Origin of the sequence: Paractinoplanes tereljensis, from assembly GCF_016862435.1 — a bacterium.
GTDB lineage: Bacteria > Actinomycetota > Actinomycetes > Mycobacteriales > Micromonosporaceae > Actinoplanes > Actinoplanes tereljensis.
This window is the reverse complement of record NZ_BOMY01000037.1, coordinates 86274-108619: the sequence shown is the minus strand read 5'-3', so window position 1 is coordinate 108619 and position 22346 is coordinate 86274. Positions and strand designations below refer to the sequence as shown.

Annotated in this window: 19 protein-coding genes and 1 pseudogene; 11 read left to right on the top strand and 9 right to left on the bottom strand. The window is 69.6% G+C overall.

The window, feature by feature from the left end:
* Positions 1-17 precede the first annotated feature (17 nt).
* A complete protein-coding gene (locus Ate02nite_RS28535) occupies positions 18-587 on the bottom strand; it encodes a redoxin domain-containing protein (RefSeq protein WP_203810913.1) in 570 nt (189 codons plus the stop codon).
* A 200-nt stretch (positions 588-787) separates the two neighbouring features.
* On the opposite strand from Ate02nite_RS28535, the gene Ate02nite_RS28530 reads away from it, so the two are divergent.
* The gene (locus Ate02nite_RS28530) at positions 788-1075 is read left to right on the top strand and encodes a hypothetical protein (protein WP_203810912.1); all 288 of its coding nucleotides are present in this window, start codon (positions 788-790) and stop codon (positions 1073-1075) included.
* On the opposite strand, the gene Ate02nite_RS28525 is transcribed toward Ate02nite_RS28530, so the two are convergent.
* Positions 1044-2213 carry an NAD(P)/FAD-dependent oxidoreductase gene (locus Ate02nite_RS28525; RefSeq protein WP_203810911.1) on the bottom strand — a complete coding sequence of 390 codons (1170 nt, stop codon included), beginning with the start codon at positions 2211-2213 and terminating at the stop codon, positions 1044-1046. The two genes, Ate02nite_RS28530 and Ate02nite_RS28525, sit on opposite strands and share 32 nt — an antisense overlap.
* 6 nt (positions 2214-2219) lie before the next feature.
* Positions 2220-2864 carry a dihydrofolate reductase family protein gene (locus Ate02nite_RS28520; RefSeq protein WP_203810910.1) on the bottom strand — a complete coding sequence of 215 codons (645 nt, stop codon included), beginning with the start codon at positions 2862-2864 and terminating at the stop codon, positions 2220-2222.
* 17 nt (positions 2865-2881) lie between these two features.
* Here Ate02nite_RS28520 and Ate02nite_RS28515 point away from each other — a divergent pair, with 17 nt between their 5' ends.
* Positions 2882-3241: a hypothetical protein gene (locus tag Ate02nite_RS28515; RefSeq protein ID WP_203810909.1), complete on the top strand. Its 360-nt coding sequence runs from the start codon at positions 2882-2884 to the stop codon at positions 3239-3241.
* Positions 3242-4746: 1505 nt separating this feature from the next.
* A pseudogene (locus Ate02nite_RS28510) lies at positions 4747-5457 on the top strand (transposase); the annotation flags it as partial.
* Between the two features lie 818 nt (positions 5458-6275).
* Here the strand turns inward: Ate02nite_RS28510 and Ate02nite_RS28505 are convergent.
* Complete coding sequence (locus Ate02nite_RS28505) at positions 6276-8204, bottom strand: APC family permease (RefSeq protein ID WP_203810908.1); 1929 nt, start codon at positions 8202-8204, stop codon at positions 6276-6278.
* 159 nt (positions 8205-8363) lie between these two features.
* On the opposite strand from Ate02nite_RS28505, the gene Ate02nite_RS28500 reads away from it, so the two are divergent.
* Complete coding sequence (locus tag Ate02nite_RS28500; protein ID WP_203810907.1) at positions 8364-9614, top strand: diaminopimelate decarboxylase family protein; 1251 nt, start codon at positions 8364-8366, stop codon at positions 9612-9614.
* Here the strand turns inward: Ate02nite_RS28500 and Ate02nite_RS28495 are convergent.
* Positions 9611-10657 (bottom strand): magnesium transporter CorA family protein, encoded by a 1047-nt coding sequence (locus tag Ate02nite_RS28495; protein WP_203810906.1) that lies wholly within the window; start codon positions 10655-10657, stop codon positions 9611-9613. The two genes, Ate02nite_RS28500 and Ate02nite_RS28495, sit on opposite strands and share 4 nt — an antisense overlap.
* Positions 10658-10961: 304 nt before the next feature.
* On the opposite strand from Ate02nite_RS28495, the gene kdpF reads away from it, so the two are divergent.
* Genes kdpF through Ate02nite_RS28460 form a run of 7 tightly spaced genes read left to right on the top strand, consistent with a single transcriptional unit; the run spans position 10962 to position 19090 of the window.
* Positions 10962-11051, top strand: coding sequence for a K(+)-transporting ATPase subunit F (gene kdpF, locus Ate02nite_RS28490; protein ID WP_203733356.1), 90 nt, complete (start codon positions 10962-10964; stop codon positions 11049-11051).
* On the top strand, positions 11051-12697 hold the full coding sequence (gene kdpA / locus Ate02nite_RS28485; RefSeq protein WP_203810905.1) for a potassium-transporting ATPase subunit KdpA: 1647 nt from the start codon (positions 11051-11053) through the stop codon (positions 12695-12697). Before kdpF ends, kdpA begins: the two co-directional genes overlap by 1 nt.
* Positions 12694-14778: a potassium-transporting ATPase subunit KdpB gene (gene kdpB, locus Ate02nite_RS28480; RefSeq protein ID WP_203810904.1), complete on the top strand. Its 2085-nt coding sequence runs from the start codon at positions 12694-12696 to the stop codon at positions 14776-14778. The genes kdpA and kdpB overlap by 4 nt, the downstream gene beginning before the upstream one ends.
* A gap of 1 nt (position 14779) precedes the next feature.
* Complete coding sequence (locus Ate02nite_RS28475; protein WP_203810903.1) at positions 14780-15646, top strand: potassium-transporting ATPase subunit C; 867 nt, start codon at positions 14780-14782, stop codon at positions 15644-15646.
* Positions 15647-15667: 21 nt separating this feature from the next.
* Positions 15668-18148 (top strand): DUF4118 domain-containing protein, encoded by a 2481-nt coding sequence (locus tag Ate02nite_RS28470; RefSeq protein WP_203810902.1) that lies wholly within the window; start codon positions 15668-15670, stop codon positions 18146-18148.
* Positions 18145-18825 (top strand): response regulator, encoded by a 681-nt coding sequence (locus Ate02nite_RS28465; protein ID WP_203810901.1) that lies wholly within the window; start codon positions 18145-18147, stop codon positions 18823-18825. The genes Ate02nite_RS28470 and Ate02nite_RS28465 overlap by 4 nt, the downstream gene beginning before the upstream one ends.
* Before the next feature lie 55 nt (positions 18826-18880).
* Positions 18881-19090 (top strand): hypothetical protein, encoded by a 210-nt coding sequence (locus tag Ate02nite_RS28460; RefSeq protein ID WP_203810900.1) that lies wholly within the window; start codon positions 18881-18883, stop codon positions 19088-19090.
* A 9-nt stretch (positions 19091-19099) separates the two neighbouring features.
* On the opposite strand, the gene dhaK is transcribed toward Ate02nite_RS28460, so the two are convergent.
* From dhaK to Ate02nite_RS28440, 4 genes are read right to left on the bottom strand one after another with little or no spacing between them, the layout of a single operon-like run.
* Positions 19100-20095 (bottom strand): dihydroxyacetone kinase subunit DhaK, encoded by a 996-nt coding sequence (dhaK, locus tag Ate02nite_RS28455; RefSeq protein WP_203810899.1) that lies wholly within the window; start codon positions 20093-20095, stop codon positions 19100-19102.
* Positions 20092-20727: a dihydroxyacetone kinase subunit DhaL gene (dhaL, locus tag Ate02nite_RS28450; protein WP_203810898.1), complete on the bottom strand. Its 636-nt coding sequence runs from the start codon at positions 20725-20727 to the stop codon at positions 20092-20094. The genes dhaK and dhaL overlap by 4 nt, the downstream gene beginning before the upstream one ends.
* Positions 20724-21473: an HAD-IA family hydrolase gene (locus tag Ate02nite_RS28445; RefSeq protein ID WP_203810897.1), complete on the bottom strand. Its 750-nt coding sequence runs from the start codon at positions 21471-21473 to the stop codon at positions 20724-20726. The genes dhaL and Ate02nite_RS28445 overlap by 4 nt, the downstream gene beginning before the upstream one ends.
* On the bottom strand, positions 21470-22330 hold the full coding sequence (locus Ate02nite_RS28440) for a class II fructose-bisphosphate aldolase (RefSeq protein WP_203810896.1): 861 nt from the start codon (positions 22328-22330) through the stop codon (positions 21470-21472). Before Ate02nite_RS28440 ends, Ate02nite_RS28445 begins: the two co-directional genes overlap by 4 nt.
* Between the last annotated feature and the right edge of the window lie 16 nt (positions 22331-22346).

The following is a 22346-nucleotide window of genomic DNA, read 5'->3' as shown; positions in this document are numbered from 1 at the left end:
GAAACAACCTAGGAAACTCAGCGGACCGCCTGCAGGATCCGCGACGGGCTGGTCCGGGTCGACCAGTCGGCCCGTACGTCGGTGAACCGGACGATGCCGCTGCGGTCGGCGACCACCACCGCGGCGAACGGCAGCACCGAGCGGCCGGTGCCGAGCGTGGGCCCGGCGCCCGGGCTGCTGAAGCCGAGGTTGAACGCGTCGATCAGGGCGTGCCGGCCGTCCGACGCGACGAAGAAGTCGAGGTCGTGCCGGCGCTTGACGGCCGCGAGCGGCTCCGCTGCCTGCGGGCTCACGGCGACCAGGTGCGCGTCGAGCGCCGCCAGCCCCGGGGCCAGGGAGTCCCGGTAGAGGCGCAGCGCGGCGCCGCACTCCGGCGAGTTGGCGTGCCGGATGAAGAGCAGGACGACCGGCCCGGTCTGGCGCAGCCGGCTCAGATGGATCGCGCCGAGGTCGACCTCCAGCAGCGGCAGGTCGGGCAGTCGGTCGCCGACGGCCACCATCCGGTTCCAGATCGCGTTGCGCTCGAGCTGAAGCCGAAACGCCTGGTCGTCAACAGCGTGGCCTTGGGCGCGGACGGAAGTCGCCATCGTTCTCTCCACTTCACCGGTCTTCATCGACAGTCTCAGATTACCTACATCGCCTATATTTACAGTAGGAATTAGTGTTGAGATGTGTGACGATGTTCGCCGGCTCGGCCGGATCAAAAGCGCGTTAAAAGAGGGCGCGGGCCTGTCGACGTCCCGTTAAAACAGCGGCCGCGTGAAGGTGGCCGACGGATGTTCGATAGGTGGATTACGCGTTATCCGGAGTCGGCGCCGTGGTTCTGGTGGTGCAGCTCCTGCTCAGCCGCCGCGGGTGCCGCCGGATCAATCGCCCGCTCCGGGTGGCGAGTGCCGCGGCCGCCGTCCTGGTCTGCGTCGAGATCCTGGCGACCGGGCATCAGGCGCCGCGCACTCGCTCCCCGCGGCACGAGTCGCTCGAAGGCCTGCTGCTGCGGGACCGCCCGGCGGCGGTCCTGCTCCTGCGGGACCGCCCGGCGGCGGTCAGCTACGAGAGCCGGCCAACCGGGCGGTGATGCGCCCGAGCGTGCGCAGGTCCAGCACCCCGTCCTCGAGGCCCAGCTCCACCACCCGGTCGAAGACCCGGCCGTCGCGGGCCGCCGCGCTCAGCGCGGCGTCCACCACCGACGGCCGCCGGGTCAGCCAGGCCGCGAGGCCGGAGTGCCGCAGGTGCCGGCCGAGCCGTCGGCGCAGGGCATCGCGGTAACGCTCGGCCACCCTTTCGGGCCCGGCGGCGGCCGCCGCGCCGGCGAGAGCTCCGGACAGCACGGCGTAGAAGATGCCCTCCCCGGTGAACGGATTGATCAGCGAGAGTGCGTCGCCGGCCAGCAGCGTACGGCCGCGGCCCGGCGGCGGCCGCCGGGTGGACAACGGCAGGTGGTGCCCACGCAGGCCGGTCGGCGCGCCGACGGCCAGGAGATCATTCAGCCGCCCCAGCAGGTACGCGCGGGAAAGCGGCTCGCCGCGCAACACCTCGCCGTACCCCACGTTGGCGGTCCCGTCGCCGATCGGAAACACCCAGGCGTACGCCGGCCAGCGCTGCTCGGTGGTCACGATGACCTGCTCGTCGAGGTTCTCGCTCGGCGCGTAGCCGCGGATCGCCACGGCGAGGTGCCCCGGCGGATTACCCGGGAACCCGAGCGCACGCCGCACCACCGACCCGGCCCCGTCCGCCCCGATCACCACGTCCGCCGCGAACCGCCCGTCGATGACCACCGGCCCCGCGCCATCGTCGCGGATCGCCCGCCCGTCGACGGCCAACGGGCCCGTGCCCTCGTCGCGAATTGACCGCACGGTGTGCCGACGAAGATCGGCGCCGGCCGCCACGGCCGCTCGGACCAGTCGCTCGTCGAAGACCCGTCGCGGCACGGTGTGGGCCGGCCGGGGCAGCGCGCGGGCGACCGTCGACCCGCCCGGGCCGACCAGCCGCAGCCGCCCGATCGGCGGATAGCCGTCGGTCACCCCGGTCACGCCGAGTTCCGCCAGCACCGCGACGGCCGCCGCGGCCACGCCGTCCCCGCACGGCTTGTCCCGGGGAAAGTCGGCCCGGTCGAGCAGCAGAACCCGGGCCCCGGCCCGGCAGGCGGCGATCGCGGCCGCCGCCCCGGCCGGCCCCGCGCCCACGACCGCGACGTCAAACCGGTCGACCGGCACCGCGGCCTATCGCCGGGTGAAGGTCAAGTGGGTGACGCCGCTCGGGGTAGTCACCGACTCGACGGTGAACCGGTCCTCGAGGCTCTCCAGGCCATCCCAGAGGCGCACACCCCGGCCGAGCACGATCGGAACCAGCACGACGTGCAGGTGGTCGATCAGGTCCGCCTCCAGGAACTGCCGAACCGTGCTGGGCCCACCGCCGATTCGCACGTCCAGCCCACCGGCCGCCTCCTTCGCCTGAGCGAGCACCTCGGCCGGACTGGCGTCGACGAAGTGGAAGGAGTTCCCGCCCTTCAGCGTGAGGGTCGGCCGGGGATGATGAGTAAGCACGAAAACCGGAGTGTGGAACGGCGGATTGTCACCCCACCACCCCTCCCACTCCTCGTCCTCCCAAGGCCCACGCTGCGGCCCGAACTTGTTACGCCCCATGATCTCAGCGCCGATCCCAGGCCCCCAGCCCGAGGCGAAGGCGTTGTCGACCCCTTCGCTCCCGCCGTCCTTCCCGTTCATGGACCGAAACGCGCGAGTCCCGAAGAACCACCCCATGAGCCGCGCGCCGGCGTGCCCGAACGGCGCCTCCAGGCTCTGCCCTTCCCCAGTGGCAAACCCATCCACCGAGACCGCAAGGTTGTGCACCCGTATTTTCGACATTGCCCCACTCTAAGCCCGTGCTCCCGCTGGATACGGTCGAGCCGGCGTGGCACCCGGAGGAGTGGGAGACGGAGATGGCTCTCGGCAGCGACCAGCGGCGCAAGGAACGCAGGCAGCGCATCAAAGCAACGTTCCCGAACAGCCACGTAGAGGCCGCGCTGGACCTCCTGCACCTGACAGACATGGCCTGGCACGACTGCTACGGCCCCAAAGACCTGGCGGTGCCCGACCGAGTCCTCGAAGACATCCTGCTGCTGGCCGACGGCGGCCTGGTGGCGCTGATCCGAGTAGCACGCGAAGCCGTAATCGATTTCCGAGACGTCCGCTTAGCAGCCGACGCCCTCCGAAGCGAGCCCGAAACCACCTCCGCCGGTTAACCATCGCTCGCGACGCGCCCGATTCTGCCGATGCGATTGCGCCCCGGCCGGCCCGACGACAATGCTTTCCGCCGCCGCCGAAAATCGCACTCAACATTTCGCACAATGCTACGTCAGAGGCGGCATTTCCCGGTACTTTCTTTCATAATCGGATGGTTTTCGCCATTTCCCAGGAATGGCACCGATATATTCAGAAGTGCATCCCGACACCGGCCACGGCGGGCCTCGAGTGCCAGGTCGGATGGTGTCGGTGACCCGGCGCCGCCGCCGGCAGCGTGGCCGGCGACCACCCCCGCGAGCCAGGCGGCAACCAGACCTGAGCCGCGCGACGGTGTCGAACGGCTGATGTTGTCCGCGCCCCGCCGTTCCGCCACGGCAGACCGGCAGGTTCCGGCGCACCGACTCGATGCGGCCCGCGTCGCTCACGGCGTCCGCGTCGCTCACGGCGTCCGCGTCGCTCACGGCGTCCGCGTCGCTCACGGCGTCCGCGTCGCTCACGGCGTCCGCGTCGCTTGCGGCGTCCGCGTCACTCACGGCGTCGGCATTGCCGCCTACCCGATCAACTTGGCCTACGCGGCCCGCACCGCCCACTCGGTCAGCCCGGACGATGGGGTGGACCCGCAGGCCTGCGGCCTGGTGCATTACCCCGGTCCCGGTCCCGGTCCCGGTCGCGGTCGCGGTCGCGGTCGCGGTCCCGGCCTCGGCATCTTGCCTGGGCGCAGACTCGGGCCGAGCGGCAGAATCTGTCGGGGATGCGGGCTCGGTGCGCGGCGCCTTTTCGACCCAGCCCGGGAATGCCTCCCGGCCTGTCGGGACGGACCGGCCGGGCAACTGCTCATCGACCAGCGGCATCTCGTTGTCGGCCGGAACGTCACGGCTGGAGGCCGCGGATGGCGGCCGCTGGAGGCAGGTCGCCTCCTCCGGCCAGATCAGCGGCGGGATAACCTCGGCCTCATCGTGCAGACCCAACTCGCCACACTCCCGCGAGCAACCATGCGAGCGGCACCGCTTCCACGCATAACGCCGAGGAAGCCACCACCGCCGCCCACGCTCATGGTCACGACGGAACTCGTCTTTCTCGGGCGAATAATTACGTGCCTTTGTGCGGTCCCGCAGTGCGGTCGTTGTAGACCGGTCGAATAGCTGAAGCTGCTGGTACCGCATGCCTATATTCTCGCGCGTTCCGAACCGTGCCGCTAACAGCTGATCATGCCAATCCCGAAAGCCTTCCGGAACTAATAGATCAGTTGCTTGACCAATCAATGAAGCAATTATTGCCCGGGAGGCGGGCCTAACCTCGGCCCTTCGTTAAGGGCTGTCCAAGGAGTGGACCGGAAACGAAGAAGTGCCTTCTGATCAGGGAAAATAGGGCTTGTCGAGAGTCCTAATCAACCCGTCACGGAAGGCACTTGCTGGGTGAAGACTACCCGAACACGTCCGAAGATCATGGTGACCGGGGACGGGCGAGGCGTGATAGGTCACGCCGGTGCCCGTCTGCTCGCTGACTGGACCAGGCCCTCGCTCAGATCCCCGACGCCCACCGGCACGGGACCCCGATCCTGCTGCGCTCGGATTCGGCCGGATCCAGTCACGGTTTCCTCGCCCACATCCGGTCCTTGCGTGAGCGGCACCTCGACATCCGGTTCAGTGTCGGCGCCGCGATCACCGAACCGGTACGGGAAGCGATCCGTGCCGCGACCGGCTGGCTCCCCGCCGTCGACACCGACGGCGGGCTGCGTGAACATGCCGAGGTCTGCGAGATCACCGGCCTGTTCGAGGCGGCCGGCTGGCCCGAAGGGACCCGGTTCCTGGTCCGCCCGGAACGCCCGCACCCCGGCGCCCAACTGAGCTTGTTCGACACCATCGAAGGCTGGCGGCACCAGGTCGTGGCGACCGACACCACGCCCGGTAACGGCAGCATCCAGTTCCTGGAAGCCCGGCACCGGGCTCACGCCAGGGTGGAGGACAAGATCCGAACCGGCAAGACCACCGGCTTCGGCCGGTTCCCGTCCCGCGTCTTCGCGATCAATCAGGCCTGGCTCCAACTCGCCCTGACGGGCATCGACCTGCTCGCCTGGACCCAGACCCTGCTCCTGGACGGCGACCTCGCCAAAACCGAACCCAAGAAACTGCGTTACCGGCTGCTGCACGTCGCGGCCCGGATCACCCGCACCGCTCGGCGGACCCGCCTCGCCATCGCCGCCGACTGGCCTTGAGCCGATGCCCTGACCAGCGCATTCAGTAACCTCACGGCACTACCCCGGCCTGCCGGCTGACCCCGCGGCTCACACCCCGACCAGCAACACGGAGGAACCCGGCCCCGCGCCGGGCCTCTGGCATGCCCACAAAACATCGACAAACACTCGAATCGCATTCATCGAATGACGACTATGGGCCGACGCCTAAGCGAAAGACCGAGGCTAACTTCCATGCCTGGAGAACACGCGAGCCGATCGCTGCTGGTTGGCACGCTCTGTGAAGGGGCAGGGGCCGCGATCCAACGGGATCACTTGTCAAGGGACGCCCCCTGTCCCACGCTCGGCAAGGGCGACGGCGACGGCGACGGCGAGGGCGGCGACGGCGACGGCGAGGGCGGCGACGGCGACGGCGACGGTCGCGGTCGACGATTTAGGCGGCTACCAGTTCTTGGTTGCGGTCCACGGGCCGCGAGCCGTATGTGGTTTCCACGACGGCGCGGGCCCAGCGCATGCGGGCGGCTGCGAACTCCGGGTAGTCGCCGTAAGTGGTGGCCAAGTGGGCCACGCAGCCGCGCGTGCCTCCATGCCGCCGGACCGCTTCGGCTATCGCCTCGTTGACTGCTGGAGCGCTCGGTCGGGAACTAGCGGGCAGGTCGCTGGCGAACAGGGCTGCGGCTCGGGCGGTTAGCAGATGGCTTCGCATGTGGATCAGCTCCGATCTCCTGCGGGTTGTTGCCTTCAGCGTGGACCGCCCGGGCCATTGATCGCCTCCGGTATTTCACCCGTCGCGGAGACGAGGGACCGGGGGATGAGCCGGGGTCGGAGCCTTACGGGTGTCAGCCCACGTGCACGTGGGGGCGGCGGCTTCGCTGGGGCTCGGCCTGGCGGATCATTTCGCGAGTAACGGGGGCCACCTCGCCCTGGCCGAAGATCAGGTAGCGGGCGAAGTTCGCCACCGGGTTGCCCTCGGTCCACTCGAAGTAGATGTGTGGGCGCTTTCCGGTGGTGTCGCGGATCCAGAGCAGCAGAGCCGCGATCGCACTGGGCACCGACGAACTCTCCAGCGACAGCACCCGGTAGCGGTGGTGCAGGACTTCACCCCGTACATGCAGGTCGGTTTCGAAGTCTGAAGCGTCGCTGATGGTGACCTCTACGAAAATTACGTCGCGGTCATCTGCCATGTCGTTGTCGGCCAGGATCTGGGCGATCTTGTCGCTGTATTCGCGGGAGTCTCGGCTGTCCGGCTCGTTGGCCACCAGGCGGATCTGGCGGCGGCCGCACTCGCGCAGGAAGCCCTGCGCCACCTCGTCGGCGTCGATGGTGGTGACCCGCAGTTCGAACGCCCGGTAGAGCCGGGACAGGAACGAGACGACCAGGATCGCGGCGATGAAGCAGGCGGCGATCTTCACGCCGTCGGGTCGTTCCACCACGTTGGCGATGGTGGTGTAGACGAAGATCAGGGCGATGATGCCGAAGGCGATCGTGCGGCCACGCTGCTGCCGCCGCCAGGCCGACAGGGTCACGGCGGTGGCGGCCGAGGTGATCAGGACGAGCACCCCGGTGGCGTACGCGCCGCCCTGCGCGTCCACGCTCGCCTTGAAGACGATCGTGATCAGGAAGGCGGTGCCGGTGAAGACCAGCACCATCGGCCGGACCGCGCGTGCCCAGGACGGCGCCATGCCGAACTTGGGCAGGTAACGCGGGACCAGGTTGAGCAGGCCGGCCATCGCCGAGGCGCCGGCGAACCAGAGGATCGCGATCGTCGAGACGTCGTAGATCGTGCCGAAGACGCTGCCCAGGTTCTGATGCGCCAGGTAGGCCAGGGCGCGGCCGTTCGCCTCGCCGCCGGCCTTGAACTCGTCCTGCGGGATCAGCACCGTAGTCACCACGCTGCTGCTGATCAGGAACACGCTCATGATCCCGGCCGACACGGTGAGCAGCTGCTTCGCGCCGTGGATGCGGGCCGGCAGATTGCCCTTGATGTGCGGCATGACCGCGACGCCGGTCTCGAAGCCGGACAGGCCGAGCGCCAGCTTCGGGAAGACCAGCAGGGCGATGCCGACCATCATCACCGGGTTGCCGTGCTGGGCGGTGAGCGCGTCGGTCCAGTCGCCCACGAAGGTCGGATGGGTGAGCACCCGCCACAGCCCGTCGCCGACGACGATGACGTTCAGGAACAGGTAGACGCCGACCAGGCCGACCGCGATACCGATGGCCTCGGTGAAGCCCTTGAGGAAGACCGCGCCGAGCAGGGCGATCAGCAGCAGCGTGATCAGCACCTCGTGGCCGCTGAACGACGACGGCAGGAACGGGTTCTCGTCGATGTGCGCGGTCGCGTCGGCGGCGGACAGCGTGATCGTGATGATGAAGTCGGTGGCCGCGAACCCGAGCAGGACCAGGACGAACAGCTTGCCCTTCCAGAACGAGAGCAGCTTGACCAGCATCGCGATCGAGCCCTCGCCGTTCGGGCTCTCGGCGGCGACCCGCCGGTAAACCGGCAGGGCGCCAAAAACGGTCACCAGGACGAGTACGAGGGTGGCGATCGGGGAGAGTACGCCGGCCGCGAGCGCAGCAATGCCGGGCTGGTAGCCGAGGGTGGAGAAGTAGTCCACGCCGGTCAGGCACATCACCTTCCACCAGGAGTGCGGCTTCTCCTCCTGGGGCTGCGCGTGCGGGCCTTGATGCTGCTGCGACCGGTCGGTAAGGCCCTTCAGCAGCCAGTCCCGCACCTTCTCGGGCGCATGATCGCTTTCCGTAACGGCCATCGGCCCCTCTTCCACGTGGGTTACGCACCAAAAATGGCACCGAAAGCCCTCGGCCTCCGCACGCGCGGCGTTAATACGGCGTCAAAATCGGCCCGTGGGCTCGTCAACATCGCGTCACCGACCCTTCCGGCGGCGAGGATCGGCGCGCACGGTCGGGGCATGACGCTCACCGAGTTGCTGCCCTCCCTGCGTACGTCGCTGCGACCCCCGCTCGACCCGACCGTGTGGCCGGTCACCGCCCGCTGGGCGCCGCAGGGTGACCTGCTGGTCGGCGGCGTTTCGATGACCACCCTGGCCGCGCGTCACGGCAGCCCGGTGCACGTGCTCGACGAGGCCGACGTGCGGTCGCGCTGCGCCGAGTACGTGACCGCGTTCGGCCCCCGGACGGTCTCCTACAGCGCCAAGGCCGGGCTCACCCCGGACACCGCCCGGTGGATCGCGAGCGAGGGCCTCGGCGGCTACGTCACCTCGGCGGCCGAGCTGAAGACCGCGCTGCTGGCCGGCATCCCGCCCGTACACCTGGTGTTGTGTGGCCGGTCGAAGTCGGTCGCCGACCTGGAGGCGGCCTTTGCCTGCGGCGCCGCGATCGTGGCCGGCTCGATCAGCGAGGTCGAGACGCTCGCGGCCCGCGCCCCGATCGGCCAGCGGGTGCTGCTGCGGGTGCTGCCGTCGGCCGGCCGGGGCCGCTGCCGGTACGGCCTGCCCCTCGGAACCACGATCGCGCTGGCGGCAACCAAAAAGGTGCTCGACGCCCCGAACCTGGTGCTGGCCGGCCTGGACTGCTCGATCGGCCATCAGTTGAGCCGTTTCCAGGCGTTCGAGTCCTGCCTGCGCGAGACGATGGCCTTCGGCGCGGTGATCCGGGCCCGGTTCGGCGTGACCGTGCCGGCCCTGAACCTCGGCGGCGGCCACGCGGTCGCCTACGCCGACGGCGACCACGAGTTCGCGGTGTCCGCCTTCGCCACCCGGATCCGGGGCATGCTGCGCCTGTCCGCCGACCGCTTCAACATCCCCGAACCCCGGCTCACGGTCTCCCCGGGCCGGGCGATCGTCGCCCGCGCGGGCCTGACCCTGCACCGGGTCAATGCGTTGACCACGGTGGACGGCCGGCCCACGGTGGCGCTGGACGGCAGCGTGCCCGACTGCGTGACGACCGAACTGTGCGCGGGCCGGCACACTGCATACCTGATCGGCCGGGCGTCGCAGGCACCGCGACAAGCGGGGGAGGCGATGCGACTGCCGGCCGACCTGGTGGTCGGCGATCTGGTCGCGGTGGCCGGCACCGGCGCCTACCACCACCATCAGGAAACGTACGTCGGTCGCCCGCCCGTCCTCGGCGTGGCCGACGGCCTGGCCCGGACCCTGGTGCGCCGAGAGACGCTGCGCGACCTGCTGCGGAGAACCGCCTAGAGCCAGCCGCGGCGCTTGAAGGCGTGGTGCAGCGCCGCGCCGGCCGCGACCATCAGCGCCAGCGCGAACGGATAGCCGACCCGCCAGTGCAACTCCGGCATGTCGTCGAAGTTCATCCCGTACACGGCGGCGACCAGCGACGGCGCGAAGAAGATCGCGGCCCACGCGGAGATCTTCTTGACCTCCTCGTTCTGGGCGTAGCTGGCCTCGGTGAGCCGCTGCACCTTGTCGTTCTGGGTCTGCGCGACGATGGTCGCGGTGATGGTGAGGATGCTCTGGTAGAACTCGATCACGCCCTGCAGGTATTCACGCTCGCCGTCGGCGATCCGGCGGACCCGGGTGAACCGGTCGGCGGTGTCGGCGACCAGGGTCGCGTCGTCGCCGGGCAGGTCGGGCAGGCCGGCCATCCGGCCGTAGATAGCGCTGCTGAGCGCGCTCATCGTGCGCACCGCGAGCAGCCCGTGCCGGGCCCGGAACAGGTTGTTGAGGAACGCTTCCGGGTCGTCCACGGTGCCGCCGGTGACCTGCTGCTCGAGACGCCAGACGTCGGCGGTGACCTGCTCGACGTACTCCTCCTGGTTGCGGATGAGCGCGGCCACGATGGCGTGCGACAGCCCGAACGGGCTGTCCGGCCGGAGCCGGCCTTTCTCGATGCGTTCGAGGGCCGCCCGGGTCTCCCGAAGCGGTGCCTCAGCAGACACTGCGGGATTGCTCGGGCCGTGCACGGTGACCAGGTAGTTCGGCCCGATGAACTGGTCGAGCTCGAGGTAGTGGACGTGCCCCCGCTCGCCGTCCTCCGGAGCGTGCAGCACCACGAAGACGTACTCCGCGTAGGCATGCATCTTCGGCACCCGGTTGCGTTCCACGCAGTCCTTGACCGCGAGCGGATGAAACCCGAAGACCTCGGACAGTACGTGTACGGCCTGGTCGTCGCAGTACGGGATGTCCACCCACACGAACCCGGTGTCGCCCGCCAGCAGGCCGGCGAGCTCGCCGATCGGGCGCGGCTCGGCCCCGTTCGTGGTGATCAGGTGGAGGTCCATGGCGGCCAGCATGCGCGGCCGATCACGGCGATGGCGAGGGCGTTGACGCCTTGTTAACGCGGGTGTGCGGCACGGCGCAGCGGCAGTTACGGGGGCGGCGTTAAAGGCGCGTCAACAAGCGCACAGCTGGCGTAGCCATCGCGTCAACGCTGATGACAAGGGATATCGCGGCGAGCTTCGCTTCATCTCGCAAGCATTGCCACCCCTCGTCAAGGAGTCGTTCCGTGGCTGATCTCGTGTTCGTCCTACTCACGGTGGTGCTGTTCGCAGCGCTCGCCGTGCTGATCCGGGCGGTCGAACGCTGGTGAGCGCCGTCAACGTCATCGGCCTGATCGTCGCCGTCCTGCTGGCCGCCTTCATGGTGGCGGCCCTGTTGTTCCCGGAGAAGTTCTGATGGTCGGCTGGCTTTTTGTGATCTCGCTGGTGCTCGCCCTGGTGGCGGTCTACCGGCCGTTCGGCGACTACATGTATCGGGCGATAAACCCAAAACGGAACCTGCGCGGAGAGCAACTCATCTACCGCCTCGTCGGGGTCGACCCCAAGGCGCAGCAGACCTGGGGCGTCTACGCCCGCAGCGTCCTCGCCTTCTCCGCGGTCTCGATCCTCTTCCTCTACCTGTTCCTGCGCGTGCAGAACAAGCTCTGGCTGGCGCTGGGCGTCCCGCAGATGAACACCCACGTCTCGTGGAACACCGCGGTCAGCTTCGTGACCAACACCAACTGGCAGGCGTACGCCGGTGAATCCGCCCTGGGCCACCTGGTGCAGATGGCCGGCCTCGCGGTGCAGAACTTCGTGTCGGCCGGCGTCGGCATCGCCGTCGCGGTCGCCCTGATCCGCGGTTTCGCGGGACGCAAGACCGAGACACTGGGCAACTTCTGGGTCGACCTCACCCGGATCACCCTGCGCGTCCTGCTGCCGATCTGCGTCGCGGCCACCCTGATCTTCATGATCGCCGGGATGGTGCAGAACCTGTCCGGCGGCACCGACGTCACCACCCTGACCGGCGCCACCCAGCACATCACCGGCGGCCCGGTCGCCTCCCAGGAGGCGATCAAGGAGCTCGGCACCAACGGCGGCGGCTTCTACAACGTCAACTCGGCGCACCCGTTCGAGAACCCGACCACCTGGACGAACTGGCTGCAGATCTTCCTGATCTTCCTGATCCCGTTCAGCCTGCCGCGGGTCTTCGGCCGGATGGTCGGGCAGAACCGGCAGGGCTACGCGATCGTCGCGGTGATGGCCGTGCTGGCCATTGCGAGCATCGCCCTGACCGTCGGCTTCGAGGTGCACGGTGGCGGCACGGTGCCGCAGGCGGTCGGCTCGGCCATGGAGGGCAAGGAGACCCGGTTCGGCATCCCCGACTCGGCGACGTTCGCCGCGGCCACGACACTGACCTCGACCGGCGCGGTGAACTCGTTCCACGACTCGTACACCCCGTTCGGCGGGATGATGCCGATCGTCAACATGATGCTCGGCGAGGTGGCCCCCGGCGGCGTCGGTTCCGGCCTCTACGGCCTGCTCATCCTGGCCACCATCACGGTCTTCGTGGCCGGTCTGATGGTCGGCCGCACCCCGGAATATCTCGGTAAGAAGATCGGCGCCCGGGAGATGAAGCTGGCCTCGCTGTACTTCCTGGTCACCCCGGCTCTGGTGCTGATCGGCGCGGCGGCGGCCTTCGCCACCGGCAACAACAGCACGGCGCTCAACACCGGGCCGCACGGCCTCTCCGAGGTGCTGTACGCCTTCACCAGCGCCGCCAACAACAACGGCTCGGCCTTCGGCGGCATCACGGTCAACACCCCGTGGTGGGACACCGCGCTCGGCCTGGCCATGCTGCTCGGCCGCTTCCTGCCGCTGGTCCTGGTGCTGGCGCTGGCCGGCTCACTCGCCCGGCAGAAACCGACCCCGGAGTCCGAGGGGACGCTGCCCACCCACCAACCGCTGTTCGTCGGCATGGTCGTCGGCGTCACCGTCGTACTCGTCGCCCTGACCTTCCTCCCCGCCCTCGCTCTCGGACCCATCGCAGAAGGTCTGTCATGACGTTGCTAGCCGAAAAACCCAACCCCACGACCACATCAACCCCCTCGGTTGTACGGGGTGGAATGCTCGATCCGCACCAGTTGTGGAAGTCGCTGCCGGATGCGGTTCGGAAGCTCGACCCGCGCACCCTGTGGCGCAACCCGGTGATGTTCATCGTCGAGGTCGGCGCGGTCTTCACCACGGTGCTGTCCATTACCGACCCGAGCACGCTGGCCTGGACGATCACCGTCTGGCTGTGGCTCACCGTGGTCTTCGCCAACCTGGCCGAGGCGGTCGCCGAGGGGCGCGGCAAGGCTCAGGCGGCCGCACTGCGTGCCGTCAAGCAGGACACCATGGCTCAGATCCTGGACGGCGGCCTGGTGCCGGCCGCCCAGCTGAAGCAGGGCGATCTCGTGGTCGTGGTGGCCGGCGAGATCATCCCCGGGGACGGCGACGTCGTCGAGGGCATCGCCAGCGTCGACGAATCGGCCATCACCGGCGAGTCGGCCTCGGTCATCCGCGAGTCCGGTGGCGACCGCTCGGCCGTCACCGGCGGCACCAAGGTGCTCTCCGACCGGATCGTCGTCAAGATCACCCAGAAGCCGGGGGAGAGCTTCGTCGACCGGATGATCGCCCTGGTCGAGGGGGCCAACCGGCAGAAGACGCCGAACGAGATCGCCCTCAACATCCTGCTCGCCGCGCTCACCATCATCTTCCTGCTCTCGGTGGTCACGCTGCAGCCGCTCGCCATCTTCTCCAAGGCGTGGCAGGCGGCGGCGCCGGACACCCAGGCCATCAACGGGCACGGCGTCACCGGCATCGTGCTGGTGTCCCTGATCGTCTGCCTGATCCCGACCACGATCGGCGCGCTGCTCTCGGCGATCGGCATCGCCGGCATGGACCGCCTGGTGCAGCGCAACGTGCTGGCCATGTCCGGCCGGGCGGTCGAGGCGGCCGGCGACGTGAACACCCTGCTGCTCGACAAGACCGGCACGATCACCCTGGGAAACCGGCAAGCCGCTGAGTTCGTACCCGTCAATGGGGTCTCGGACCGCGAGTTGGCCGACGCCGCGCAACTGTCCAGCCTGGCCGATGAAACGCCCGAAGGGCGGTCGATCGTCGTTCTCGCCAAGAACGAGTTCGGACTGCGTGAGCGCGAGCCGGGCCTGATGGCCGACGCGACGTTCGTGCCGTTCACCGCGCAGACCCGGATGAGCGGCGTCGACATCGGCGACCGGCAGATCCGCAAGGGTGCGGCGGCGGCCGTGCTGAAGTGGGCGCGGTCCGACTCGGACGAGGTGGCCGAGATCGTCGACGGGATCAGCGCCTCCGGTGGCACCCCGCTGGTGGTCGCCGAGAACGACCGGGTGCTGGGCGTCATCCATCTCAAGGACGTGGTCAAGGAGGGCATGCGGGCCCGGTTCGACGAGATGCGCAAGATGGGCATCCGGACCGTGATGATCACCGGCGACAACCCGCGCACCGCCAAGGCGATCGCCGACGAGGCCGGGGTCGACGACTTCCTGGCCGAGGCCACCCCGGAGGACAAGCTCGCCTACATCCGCAAGGAGCAGGAGGGCGGCCGGCTGGTCGCGATGACCGGCGACGGCACCAACGACGCCCCGGCGCTGGCCCAGGCCGACGTCGGGGTGGCGATGAACACCGGCACGTCGGCCGCGAAAGAGGCCGGCAACATGGTCGACCTCGACTCCGACCCGACCAAGCTGATCGAGATCGTGGAGATCGGCAAGCAGCTGCTGATCACCCGCGGGGCGCTGACCACGTTCTCGATCACCAACGACATCGCCAAGTACTTCGCGATCATCCCGGCGATGTTCGCGGGTGTGTACCCGGGGCTGGACACGCTGAACGTGATGCGGCTGCACTCGCCGGGCTCGGCGATCCTGTCCGCGGTCATCTTCAACGCGCTGGTCATCGTGGCGCTGATCCCGCTCGCCCTGCGCGGGGTCCGGTACCGGCCGTCCAGCGCGAGCGCACTGTTGCGCCGCAACCTGTGGATCTACGGCCTGGGCGGCGTCATCGCGCCGTTCCTCGGCATCAAGCTCATCGACCTTCTCGTCCAGTTCATCCCGGGGATCTGAAATGCGACTTCCCAGTTGGCTCTCTCAGCATCTCGCCGCCTTGCGCGCGCTTCTCGTCTTCACCGTCCTGTTGGGACTGGCCTATCCGCTCGCGTTCGTGGCGCTGGGCCGGGTTCCCGGCCTCGACGGCAAGGCGGACGGTTCGCTGATCACGGTGGCCGATAAGACGGTCGGCAGCAGCCTCATCGGCCAGGCCTACACCGACGCCGACGGCAACCCGATCGCGAAGTACTTCCAGAGCCGGCCGAGCGCAGCCGGCGACGGCTACGACCCCACGTCTACCTCGGCCAGCAACCTCGGTCCGAACAGCGTGGTCGACACGCTCTCCGACAATCCGGACGACGCGTCGCAGAGCCTGCTCACCCAGGTCTGCTCGCGGAGCCTGGCGATCGGCAAGCTGGAAGGCGTCGACGGCAGCCGGCCGTTCTGCACCAGCGACGGCGTCGGCGCGGTCCTCGCGGTCTTCTATCGCGATGGCCTGACCGGCCCGGTCACCCGGGTCGTCTCGGTCAACCAGACCGGCACCCCCTTCCTGTCCACCTACGACGGTGTCACCGTGGAACCGGCGAAGGCCGGCGAGGACTACCAGGCCCTCGGCGGTGTGATCACGCCGATCCGGGGTGACGCCCCGGCCCACCCGGTGGTGCCGGCCGACGCGGTCACGGCCAGCGCCAGCGGCCTCGACCCGGACATCAGCCCCGCGTACGCCGCGCTGCAGGTGCCCCGGATCGCCCGGGAGCGGGGGATGACCGAGGCCGCGGTCAAGGCCCTGGTGAAGGACCACACCAGTGACCGGGCGCTCGGCTTCCTCGGCGAGCCCGCGGTCAACGTGCTCGAGCTCAACCTCGCGCTCGACCAGGCCAAATAAGAGAGGAGGGCGGCGCCGCACATGGCACGCGGAGAACTACGGATCTTCCTGGGCGCCGCCCCCGGCGTCGGCAAGACGTACACCATGCTCGAGGAGGCCCAGCGGCGCGCCGAGCGCGGCACCGACGTGGTCGTCGCCTTCGTCGAGACGCACGGGCGCAAACACACCCAGGCGATGCTGGCCGGCCTGGAGACCGTGCCGCGCCGCGAGGCGCAGTACCGGGGTGCCCGGTTCACCGAGATGGACGTCGACGCCGTCCTGGCCCGGCACCCCGAGGTCGCGGTCGTCGACGAGCTCGCCCACACCAACGTGCCGGGTTCCCGGCACGACAAGCGCTGGCAGGACGTGCACGACCTGCTGGACGCCGGGATCGACGTGCTGACCACGGTCAACATCCAGCACCTGGAGTCGCTCAACGACGTGGTCGCGCAGATCACCGGCGTCGAGCAACGGGAAACCGTGCCGGACTCGGTGGTCCGCGCGGCCGAGCAGGTCGAGCTGGTCGACATGACTCCGGAGGCGCTGCGGCGCCGGATGGCGCACGGCAACATCTACCAGCCGGAGAAGATCGACGCCGCGCTCGGCAACTACTTCCGCACCGGCAACCTGACCGCGCTGCGCGAGCTGGCCCTGCTCTGGCTGGCCGACAAGGTCGAGGACCAGCTCGACAAGTACCGGGCCGACCACAAGATCAGTGCCACCTGGGAAACCCGGGAACGGGTCGTGGTGGCGCTGACCGGCGGTCCCGAGGGCGACACGCTGATCCGCCGGGCGGCGCGGATAGCGGCCCGCGATAAGGGCGCGGACCTGATGGCCGTACACGTCATGCGAAACGACGGCCTGGCCGGCGCCGACCCGGCGATCCTGGCCCGGCACCGGCTCTTGGTGGAAAGTCTCGGCGGGACCTATCACCAGGTCGTCGGGGCCGACGTGCCGCGCGCGCTGCTCGACTTCGCCAGCGCGGTGAACGCCACCCAGATCGTGCTGGGCGCGTCCAGCCGCGGCAAACTCGCCCAGCTGTTCTCGGCCGGCGTCGGCGTGACCACCACGGCGCTGTCCGGCTCGATCGACGTACACCTGGTCACCCACGAACGAGCCGCGCAGGGCCGCCGGGCCCGTCGCCTGCCGGCCGCGCTGTCCCGTGGCCGGCGGATCGCCGGTTTCGTCGCCACCCTGGCCGGGTTGCCGGCCCTGACCGGTCTGCTGCACGCCGGGCCGTCGCTGTCACTCACCAACGACATCCTGCTGTTCCTGGCGGCTGTCGTCGGGGTGTCGCTGATCGGCGGGCTGTGGCCGGCGCTGCTCGCGGCGATCTTCGGATCACTGCTGCTCAACTACTTCTTCACCCCGCCGATCGGCCGGTTCACCATCGCCGAGGGCGACAACCTCCTCGCGTTGGCGATCTTCGTGGTGGTCGCGCTCGCGGTCAGCTGGGTGGTCGACACCGCCGCCCGCAAGACCCGGCAGGCCGCCCAGGCCAGCGCCGACGCGCAGATCCTGGCCACCGTGGCGGGCGGCGTGCTGCGCGGCCAGCGACCGCTGATGGCGTTGCTGGAACGCCTGCGCGAGACGTTCACCCTGGACTCGGTGACCCTGCTGGATTCCGGCGCGGTTGTGGCCGGAGTGGGAGACCCGTGCACCGCCGCCCGGGACGCCGACGTCGAGGTGAAGGTCGACGACACGATGACCATGCTGCTGTGCGGCCATCCCCTGGAGGCATCGGACCGGCGGATCGTCGAGGCCTTCGCCGCCCAGGCCACCCTGGCGCTGCGCCAGGAACGGCTCGCGGCCGAGGCCGCTGCCGCCAAACCACTGGCCGAGGCCGACCGGATGCGTACGGCCCTGCTCGCCGCGGTCAGCCACGACCTGCGCACCCCGCTCGCCTCGGCGAAAGCCTCGGTGGCCAGCCTGCGCAGCGAGGAGGTCGACTTCGACGAGGACGACCGCCGGGAGCTGCTGGCCACCGCCGACGAATCCCTCGACCGGCTGGTCCGGCTGGTCACCAACCTGCTCGACATGAGCCGTCTGCAGGCCGGCGCGCTCGGCGTCCACGCCGTAGATCTGGGCGCCGAGGACATCGTCCCGCTGGCCCTGGACAACCTCGGACCGGACGGCCGCACGGTCGCCGTACACATTCCGGACGACCTGCCGCCGGTGCACGCCGACCCCGGCCTGCTCGAACAGATCCTGATCAACCTGGTCGCCAACGCCCTGCGCTACAGCCCCGCGGACCACCCGCCGGCGGTAACCGCCAGCACCCTGGGCGACACCATCGAACTGCGGGTCATCGACCACGGCGCCGGCATCCCCGAGGACCGCTGGGACGACGTGTTCCTGCCCTTCCAGCGCCTCGGCGACCACGACAACGACACCGGCGTCGGCCTGGGCCTGGCCCTGTCCCGAGGCCTGACCGAGGCGATGGGCGGCACCCTGATCCCCGACCACACCCCCGGAGGGGGCCTGACCATGATCCTGACCTTGCCCACCGGACGGGGCGCATGACCCGCATCCTGGTGGTCGACGACGAACCCCAGATCGTCCGGGCCCTGCGCATCAACCTGCGCGCACGCCAGTACGACGTGGACACCGCCCCCGACGGCGCGTCGGCGTTGTATGCGGCCGCCCGCCAGCACCCCGACCTGGTGGTCCTGGACCTGGGCCTGCCCGACATGGACGGCACCGAGGTGATCCGGGGCCTGCGCGGCTGGACGGTAATCCCGATCATCGTGCTGTCCGGCCGGGCCGACAGCCGCGACAAGGTGGACGCCCTCGACGCCGGCGCCGACGACTACCTGACCAAGCCGTTCGCCATCGACGAACTGCTGGCCCGCATCCGCGCGGTGACCAGACGCGGCCAGGCGACGACGGAGGCCGGCGCGGCCATCCAGTTGGGCGACCACACGGTAGACCTGGGCGCCCGAGCGGTGCTCACGGCCGACGGCACCGACGTCCGGCTGAGCCCCACCGAATGGCGCCTGCTGGAGTACCTGCTGCGCCACCCCGGCAAACTGCACAGCCAGCGCACCCTGCTGCAGGACGTCTGGGGCCCGCAGTACCTGACCGAGACGAACTACCTACGCCAGTACATGGCCCGGCTACGCCGCAAACTGGAGCCAGACCCCACCCACCCCCGCCACCTGCTCACCGAGCCCGGCATGGGCTACCGCTTCCGCCCGTAGCCGGGTGTCTCAAGGTGAGACACCCGGGGGCGGTGGTGGGGGATGTCATGGCGGGATGGAGATTGCGGCGGCGGTGGCCTGGTTCGGCGCGCTCGGGCTGGTGGTGGCTGGGCTTGTCGTGGTCGCGCTCAAGGTGGTGCAGCCCGAGGAAGTGCCGGGGTATGTGCGGGTGCGGATTCGGTGGTGGACGGCGCACAACCCGGCCTTCATGGTGGGCAGCGCCGTGCTCGGCGCGGTGGGGCTCGTCGGGCTGGTTGTCTTCTGAGACAACGGGTCAGAACACTCGGATGGCCGCCTCCGCCGGGGCCGTCAGCAGGGTTTCGATCTCGTCGTCCAGGCGGACCAGGGTCAGTGAGGCGCCGGCCATGTCGAGCGACGTGCAGTACTCGTTCACGTAGCTGCGGCCTACCGTGATGCCGCGTTCGGCCAGTTTCTGGTGGGCCCGGCGGTAGAGGATGTAGAGCTCGCTCACGGGCGTGCCGCCCAGGCCGTTGATCATCAGGGCTACCCGGTCGCCGGATTCGTAGGGCAGGTCGGGGACCACCGCGTCCAGCAGGTCGTCGACGATCTCGTCGGCCGCCTTCATCGCGCGGCGCTCGCGGCCCGGTTCGCCGTGGATGCCGACGCCGAACTCCATCTCGTCGGGGCCCAGCTCGAACAGTGGGGAGCCCTTGGCCGGCGGGGTGCACGCGGTCAGCGCCACGCCCATGGTGCGGGTGACGTCGTTGACCTTGCGGCCGATCCGGAGCAGCTCGTCCAGGTCGGCGCCCTGCTCCGACGCCGCACCGACCGCCTTGATCACGAAGAAGTTGCCGGCCACGCCGCGCCGGCCGACCGTGTAGAGGGAGTCCTGGACGGCCACGTCGTCGTTGATCGTCAGGATCTCGCAGCGCACGCCGTCGGCCTCGGCCATCTCCTTGCCCATGTCGAAGGCCATCCGGTCGCCGGTGTAGTTGTTCACCAGCAGCAGCACGCCCTTCGGCGAGTTGAGCAGCTTCGCGGTCTCGTAGACGTAGTCCATCGGGGGTGCCGCGAACACGTCGCCGGGGCAGGCCGCGTCCAGCATTCCCTTGCCTACGGCCATCACGTGGGCCGGCTCGTGACCGGAGCCGGAACCCTGCACGATGGACACCTTGTCGGCGTACGGTGCGTCGGCCCGCATGATCAGGTTGTAGGCGGGGACGTACCTGAGGGCGCCGGGGTTGGCGAGGGCGACGCCCTCCAGCATCTCGGCGACGTAGTTCTTCGGATCGTTGACGAACTTCTTCACGACGCTCCTCCTGGTTTCCACGTTTCGCTGATCCGTTCGGCGATGACCGCCACCGCCATGGCACCGGCGTCCACCGAGCCCCGGCTGCGTTCGCCGGTGTACGCCGCGCGTCCACGTTTGGCGACCATGTCGACGGTCGCGTCGGCGGCCTCCCGGGCGGCGGTCGCGGCGGCCTCGATCGCCTCCTGCGGCGACAGGCCCTGGTCGAGTGCGGCCGCCAGCCGGTCGGTCAGCGGCACCAGCGCGTCCAGCAGCGTCTTGTCGCCGACGTCGGACTGGCCGCGCGCTTTGATTCCGTCGATGGCGGCCCGCAGCATCGCGACGACCCGCTCACCGGTCGGTTCCGCATCCGACAAAGCGGTGCCCGCGCGGATGAAGGCGGTGCCCCAGAGCGGCCCGGAGGTGCCGCCGATCCGGGAGGCGATCACCATGCCCGTACGTTTCAAGAAGGTCCCGGCATTGCTGCGATCGAGGTCGGACCAGCCCTCCAGCAGCTTCTCGAACCCGCGGGCCAGCGAGTAACCGAAGTCGCCGTCGCCGACGACCGAGTCCAGGTCACCGAAGTACTTCTCGTTCTCGATCGCGGTCTCGGCGATCGTGCGGACGACGTGCTCGGTCTCGTTCACGCTCATCGCGATGCCTCCAGACAGGCGCGCAGGTCGTCGAGGGTCAGGTAGTCGCCGGGCCGGGCCGCGCTCCGGTTCGCCAGCACCTCGATCGGGGCCCGGCCGGGGTCGCCCAGGTCCGAGACCACCAGCGCGGCCTCGGTGAAGTCCTCGTCGCGGGTGTATCCGCTGACGGTCACCAGGCAGCGCAGCCCGGCGCCGGTCGCGGCTACCAGGCCGTTGTTCGAGTCCTCGACCACCAGCGTCTCGGCCGGGTGCAGGCCAAGCCGCTCGACGGCCAGCCGGTAGATCGCCGGGTCGGGCTTCTTGGCCGGGACCACGTCACCGGCGAAGACCGGGATCTTCGCGGCGATGGCGGCGCCGACCGCGCTCTCCAGCACCGCCCGTACCGACTCCTCGGCCGAGGTGGACGCGACCGCCACCGTCCACCCGTCGTCGAGGGCCGCGCCGATGATCCGGGCGATGCCCGGCCGCGGCGGGACGCGGCCTTCGGCCACCATCCGCTTGAAGATCGCGGTCTTGGCCCGGTGCCAGGTCAGCAGCGTCTGGGCACGCTCGCCGGCGTCTACCGAAGGCAGCAGCGAGGCCATCCGCTCCTTGCCGCCGCCGATCTTGAGCTTCTCGCCGTACTCCTGTTCGCTCCAGCGCACCGGCAGCCCGAACTGCTCGAAGGTCGCGTTGAAGGCGGGCAGGTGGCCGTGCCGTTCGGTGTCGGCGAGCACCCCGTCGCAGTCGAGGACGAGCGCGCTCACCAGGCCCGTCCCGAGCCGCCGAAGAGCCGGATGTGCCGCGTCGCCATCTCGATCAGCGCCGTTCGCTGATGCCGGAACAGCGTGGGCGGGTCCCACTTGCCGCGCTCGGCCGCGTCCTGCAGGGCCTCCAGACCCGACTTCATGAAGCTCTCCTTGAGCGCCGTGGAGATGTTGACCTTGGCGCAGCCCCGGGCGATCAGGTCGGTGAACTGCTCGTCGGACAGACCCGTCCCGCCGTGCAGGGCCATCGGCACGCCGGTGGCCGCGACCAGGTCGCTGACCCGCTGCGCGTCCAGGGTGGGCGCCTGTTTGTACTGGCCGTGGGCGTTGCCGATGGCCGGGGCGAAGCAGTCCACGCCGGTGTTCTTGATGAAGTCGACGGCCACCTCGAGGCTCTGGATCCGGGACGCGTCGTCCGAGCCGACGTCGTCCTCGACGCCCTGGATCCCCTCGATCTCGCCCTCGACGTGCGCCCCGGTGCGGCGCGCCTCGGCCACCACCTCGGTGGTCTGCCGCCGGTTCTCGGCGACGTCCAGCTCGTGCGCGTCGAACAGCACCGAGTTCCAGCCGCCGGCCAGGCAGCCGGTGATGACCGCGCGGTCCGGGCAGTGGTCGAGGTGCAGGGTGACCGGCACGTCGACGTCGCGGACCAGCGCCTGGAAGATGTCGTGGAGCCGGCCCCGGCCGTACTGCTTGACGGTTTTGACCGAGGTCTGCAGGATCACCGGCGCGCGTTCGGCGACCGCGGCGGCCAGGACGGCCTCGATGCTCAGGTCATTGACCACGTTGAAGGCGGCGACCCCGTAGCGTTCGGCCAGGGCGCGGTCCAGGATCTCTTTCATCGGCACGACGGGCATGGGCCCCAGTCAAGCC

Coding starts and splice junctions, on each gene's coding strand:
- Ate02nite_RS28535 (WP_203810913.1), bottom strand. CDS start 587: ATGGCGACTTCCGTCCGCGCCCAAGGCCACGCTGTTGACGACCAGGCG.
- Ate02nite_RS28520 (WP_203810910.1), bottom strand. CDS start 2,864: ATGTCGAAAATACGGGTGCACAACCTTGCGGTCTCGGTGGATGGGTTT.
- Ate02nite_RS28505 (WP_203810908.1), bottom strand. CDS start 8,204: ATGGCCGTTACGGAAAGCGATCATGCGCCCGAGAAGGTGCGGGACTGG.
- Ate02nite_RS28500 (WP_203810907.1), top strand. CDS start 8,364: ATGACGCTCACCGAGTTGCTGCCCTCCCTGCGTACGTCGCTGCGACCC.
- Ate02nite_RS28495 (WP_203810906.1), bottom strand. CDS start 10,657: ATGGACCTCCACCTGATCACCACGAACGGGGCCGAGCCGCGCCCGATC.
- kdpA (WP_203810905.1), top strand. CDS start 11,051: ATGGTCGGCTGGCTTTTTGTGATCTCGCTGGTGCTCGCCCTGGTGGCG.
- kdpB (WP_203810904.1), top strand. CDS start 12,694: ATGACGTTGCTAGCCGAAAAACCCAACCCCACGACCACATCAACCCCC.
- Ate02nite_RS28475 (WP_203810903.1), top strand. CDS start 14,780: ATGCGACTTCCCAGTTGGCTCTCTCAGCATCTCGCCGCCTTGCGCGCG.
- Ate02nite_RS28470 (WP_203810902.1), top strand. CDS start 15,668: ATGGCACGCGGAGAACTACGGATCTTCCTGGGCGCCGCCCCCGGCGTC.
- Ate02nite_RS28465 (WP_203810901.1), top strand. CDS start 18,145: ATGACCCGCATCCTGGTGGTCGACGACGAACCCCAGATCGTCCGGGCC.
- Ate02nite_RS28460 (WP_203810900.1), top strand. CDS start 18,881: ATGGAGATTGCGGCGGCGGTGGCCTGGTTCGGCGCGCTCGGGCTGGTG.
- dhaL (WP_203810898.1), bottom strand. CDS start 20,727: ATGAGCGTGAACGAGACCGAGCACGTCGTCCGCACGATCGCCGAGACC.
- Ate02nite_RS28440 (WP_203810896.1), bottom strand. CDS start 22,330: ATGCCCGTCGTGCCGATGAAAGAGATCCTGGACCGCGCCCTGGCCGAA.